The 4,137-nt window shown below is 66.2% G+C and carries 3 protein-coding genes, 1 tRNA gene and 1 pseudogene; 4 read left to right on the top strand and 1 reads right to left on the bottom strand.

Annotated elements, in window-relative coordinates; all coding sequences use genetic code 11:
* Nucleotides 1-298: 298 nt before the first annotated feature.
* The 4 genes from V6M49_RS02975 to V6M49_RS02960 all read left to right on the top strand — a co-directional run bounded on the left by V6M49_RS02975 (nucleotide 299) and on the right by V6M49_RS02960 (nucleotide 3,352).
* Complete coding sequence (locus tag V6M49_RS02975; RefSeq protein WP_332759963.1) at nucleotides 299-772, top strand: FMN-binding protein; 474 nt, start codon at nucleotides 299-301, stop codon at nucleotides 770-772.
* A gap of 3 nt (nucleotides 773-775) precedes the next feature.
* Complete coding sequence (locus V6M49_RS02970) at nucleotides 776-1,642, top strand: FAD:protein FMN transferase (protein ID WP_332759962.1); 867 nt, start codon at nucleotides 776-778, stop codon at nucleotides 1,640-1,642.
* On the top strand, nucleotides 1,639-3,201 hold the full coding sequence (locus tag V6M49_RS02965; protein ID WP_332759961.1) for a ferredoxin--NADP reductase: 1,563 nt from the start codon (nucleotides 1,639-1,641) through the stop codon (nucleotides 3,199-3,201). Before V6M49_RS02970 ends, V6M49_RS02965 begins: the two co-directional genes overlap by 4 nt.
* A 78-nt stretch (nucleotides 3,202-3,279) precedes the next feature.
* Nucleotides 3,280-3,352: transfer RNA gene (locus tag V6M49_RS02960), tRNA-Arg, on the top strand.
* A gap of 295 nt (nucleotides 3,353-3,647) precedes the next feature.
* Here the strand turns inward: V6M49_RS02960 and V6M49_RS02955 are convergent.
* Nucleotides 3,648-4,137, bottom strand: a pseudogene (locus V6M49_RS02955) (HNH endonuclease signature motif containing protein); the annotation flags it as partial.

Raw genomic sequence — 4,137 nt, 5'->3', positions numbered from 1 at the left:
TCCCGGTTCTTCGGTCGCTCCACGCGCACCTCATCAGGGACAGCTGATGCGGAAAGCGCGATTTCGCCAGCGGCGACGGCGTCTTTCAGGCAGGCGGATATGGCGAGGGAGAGTTCTTCGGGAGTCACCCCTCTAGCCTACCGGGGGCCGCCACTGGGACGAATTTGGGGTGGCTCGTGACTGGTTCCGCACAACTTTTCCGCACAGCGGACGCACTGCTGATTCACAGCGTGAACCATTACGCTGAATCCGACGTTGAGTACAGCGTAAGCACCCAGCCCACGAAACGAGCCCCATCATGAGACCGTCAGTCCGCAAGAGTGTTTTCGTCGGCATCGCCGGCCTGTCCCTCGCTGGAACGGTAGCCGGCTGCGCGCCGTCGGCCACGCCCGCGGTGCCCGCTGCGACTTCCGACAGCACGTCCGGCGCCACCACTGCCCCTTCCGGCACGGCATCATCGCCGGCCAGTAGCGCCTCCCTCTACCAGGACGGCACCTACAGCGCTGACGGCACCTATGTTTCCCCCAACGGGACCGAAACCGTGGGGGTTGAGCTGACGCTCGCCGCGGGCACGGTCACGGCCGTGAACATCACCCAGCACCCCTCGAACCCCAACACGCGGAAATTCCAGGGCGAATTCGCCGGCGGGATCGCAGCGCAGGTTGTGGGCAAGAGCATCGACGACCTCAACGTCTCCAAGGTGGCAGGATCCTCGCTCACCAGCGGCGGCTTCAACCAGGCCCTGGACAAGATCAAGGCCGAGGCCCAGTAGGCCGTGCCGGACCCGGAGGACTTCCGCTTCGACGGGATCGGAACCCGTTGGGAAATCTCCACCCCCCGTCCGCTTGACGCCAGCGTCCGTGCCCGGCTGCTCGCCTTGGTGGAACGGTACGACGCCGACTGGTCCCGGTTTAGGTCCGATTCGACCGTGGGTGCCATGGCCCGGCAGCCCGGGCGGTATGAGCTGCCGCCGGAAGCGGCGGACCTTGGCCGGCTGTACCGCTCGCTGTATGAGATCACCGGCGGTGCAATGACGCCGCTGATCGGCGGCAGCCTGGAGCGCCTCGGGTACGACGCCGCCTATTCCCTGCGGCCGGCAGGAAACGCGCTTCCGGCACCCCGCTGGGAGGACGTCCTGACGTGGGACGGCAACGTGCTGACCACCACCGCTCCCCTGGTCCTGGACATCGGTGCCGCCGGCAAGGGGCAACTGGTGGACCTTCTCGCTATTGAGCTGCGCGCCTGCGGCGTGGACTCCTTCGTGATTGATGCCAGCGGCGACCTGCTGCACCGCGGGCCTAATCCGGTCTCCGTGGCGTTGGAGCACCCGTACGATCCGGTGAGGGCCATCGGGACCGTGCCGCTGGCAGGCGGCGCCTTGTGCGCGTCAGCCTCAAACAGACGGGCGTGGGGCGACGGCCTGCACCATGTGCTCGATGGCACAACAGGCCTGCCCGCCAGTACGGCGGTCGCCACATGGACCATGGCGGAAAGCGCCATGGTGGCCGATGCCCTGGCCACCGCCCTGTTCTTTGTCCCCGGCAAAAAGCTGGAACGGAGCTTCGACTTTTCCTGGCTGACAGTTTTTTCTGATGGAAGTGCTGCCTACTCGGGCGGATTTGAAGGGACACTGTTCTCATGAGCCCCGTTGACGCCCCCAAGGCAACCGCCGTTTTCACTGCCGGCCGGCTGGACACCCTGCTGGGCAAGTACACGATGTACCGGCTGATCCTGCTGGTGCTGGCAGCCCTTGCCGCGTACAGCCTCCTGCTCAATGCCCTTGGCTGGCTCACGTTCGGCATTCCGCAGATGCTCGTCCACTTAGTGCTGTGTCTTGGCCTGACGTACGTGTCCAACCGAGGGCTGGCTGCCCTTTTCCACGTCCGCCCGCATTCCGAATCGTCGCTGATCACCGGTCTGCTGCTGTACTTCCTCTTCTGGCCTTCCTTTATGCCCCTGGATATGGCGGGAGTGGCCCTGGCGTGTGTGCTGGCCTCCGCTTCGAAATACGCGCTGGCCTGGCGTGGCCGGCACATCTTCAACCCCGCCGCCGCCGGGGCGTTTGTCACCGGGCTGACGGGGCTGAACATCGCGACATGGTGGGCCGCCACACCTGCCATGCTGTGGCTGCTGGTCCCGGGCGTCCTCCTGGTGCTCTACCGGACGCGTAAGTTGCTTATGGCGGCCGTGTTCCTTGTGGTTGCGACATCAATTGTGAGTGCTGAGCTGCTGCAGGCAGGGCTTACCCTGGGCAGCGCACTCTGGCAGGCCCTGGCGCAGCGGCCGCTGCTGTTCTTCGTCGGCTTTATGCTGACGGAGCCGCTCACCCTCGCGCCGCGCCGCTGGCAGCAGCTCGCGCTCGCCGCACTGGTTGGCGTGGTGTTCGCAGTGCCGTACAACTTCGGCTTCATCGCCAACTCGCCGGAACTGGCCCTGCTGGTCGGCAACCTGCTGGCGTTCCTTGTGGGCCAGCGCGGCGGGCTCAGGCTCCGGTTCGCTGGCTCCCGCCCTCTGACGCCCAGCACCACAGAGTTCGCCTTTGAACCGTCCCGGCCCGTCCGCTTTGTGCCGGGACAATACATGGAACTGGATCTGCCGCACGCCAAGTCTGACGGTAAAGGCCGACGCCGGGTGTTCAGTTTGACCAGCGCCCCCGGTTCGGAGACGGTGAAGTTTGGCGTCCGGACGGCGGAGCCCCTGTCCGCGGCGAAGAAAGTCCTGCTGGACCTGAAGCCTGGTGATGAGGTGGCCGCCACGTCCGTGGGCGGAGATTTTGTCCTGCCCCGCGATCCCCGGACCCCGGTCCTCCTGATCGCCGCGGGCATCGGTATCACGCCCTATCTTGCGCATCTGGCTTCCGGCGCCGCGCAGGACCGGGACGTGGTTCTCCTGCTGCTGGCGCGTAATTCTTCGGAAATGGCCTACACGGCCGAGCTGCAGGCGTCCGGGGCGCGCATCCTGGCACGCCTCGCTGACGGTTCGGTCCCGCCACCGTTCATCACCGATGCCGGGACGCTGGAATCCGGGGGCGCTGCAGCTGGCGCCCGGCTGGACGGAGATTTCCTGAAGGCCCTCGTTCCCGACATTGCCGGCCGCGCTGTCTACATTTCCGGGTCCCCTGCGAGCGTCGCATCGCTGCGCCGTGCAGCCCATAAGGCTGGCGCGCGCCGGGTGCACGTGGACTCTTTTTCGGGCTACTGAACAGGGCCGTTTTTCCTTGCAGGCACCTTCCTGCTAAGCTCTAGGACGTCCCGCTGGCAACGGCAGGATCCCTGAATTGCCCTCGTAGCTCAGGGGATAGAGCGTCTGCCTCCGGAGCAGAAGGTCGTTGGTTCGATTCCAATCGAGGGCACAGATGAAACCCCCGCCGCTTGCAAAAGCGGCGGGGGTTTCTGCGTTCCTCCCCCAGAGGCGCGAGCGGACACTTGAGGCCCTGCCGAGCTGGGCAGCCGGACACATGAAGCCCTACCAAGCTGGCGCGGCCCGCACACCGGCCGCATGTTTTTTGCGACGCGGCTGTGGCACGCCGGTTTATTGCGGCGCGGCTGTGGCACTCCGGTTTATTGCGGCGCGGCTGTGGCACGCCGGCTTGTCGGACTCCGCGGCTGACGCTGCGCCTCAATACCCAGCCCGCGACATGGCCCGCGCTAAGGCGGCGTGGTGCACAAGGCCCCAGTTGTTTCCGGCGCTGGCAACGTCGGTGGTTCCCAGTCGGGGTGTTCGCTGGCGTAGTGCCGTCCGGTGGGTGATATCCAGCCGGGTGGTTCGTTCTTGGTGGCGGTGGTGGGTTTCCAGCCGGTGATGTGTCTGAGTCGATGGTGCTTGCGGCATGGCTGGCCGAGATTTGAAATGCCGGTGCTGCCTCCTTTGGCCCAGGCGAGGAGGTGGTCCGCTTCGTTGTCGAGGGAGTGGTTGCTGCAGCCGGGGAACGGGCACTTCCCATCGCGAAGTCTGAGCCATTGGCGTTGGGCTTTGGTGAGCCGGTAGCTGGTCCGCCCGATCTCGAGCGGTGCGCCGTCGCGGGGGTCGATCAGGACGCGGTGGAAGGCTTCGGCGCCGTCGGCGATGAGCTGGCGGGCCATGGACGGCGGGATCGGCCCGTACCCATCCAACATGGCCGGCTCGTCCGTGAGGCCC

Source organism: Pseudarthrobacter sp. (assembly GCF_036675385.1).
GTDB lineage: Bacteria > Actinomycetota > Actinomycetes > Actinomycetales > Micrococcaceae > Arthrobacter.
The sequence above is the reverse complement of the archived record's forward strand: the minus strand, read 5'-3'. Positions and strand labels throughout refer to the sequence as shown.

Excerpts from the sequence above, each read along its gene's own strand:
- V6M49_RS02975 (WP_332759963.1), top strand. The coding sequence starts at position 299 with ATGAGACCGTCAGTCCGCAAGAGTGTTTTCGTCGGCATCGCCGGCCTG.
- V6M49_RS02965 (WP_332759961.1), top strand. The coding sequence starts at position 1,639 with ATGAGCCCCGTTGACGCCCCCAAGGCAACCGCCGTTTTCACTGCCGGC.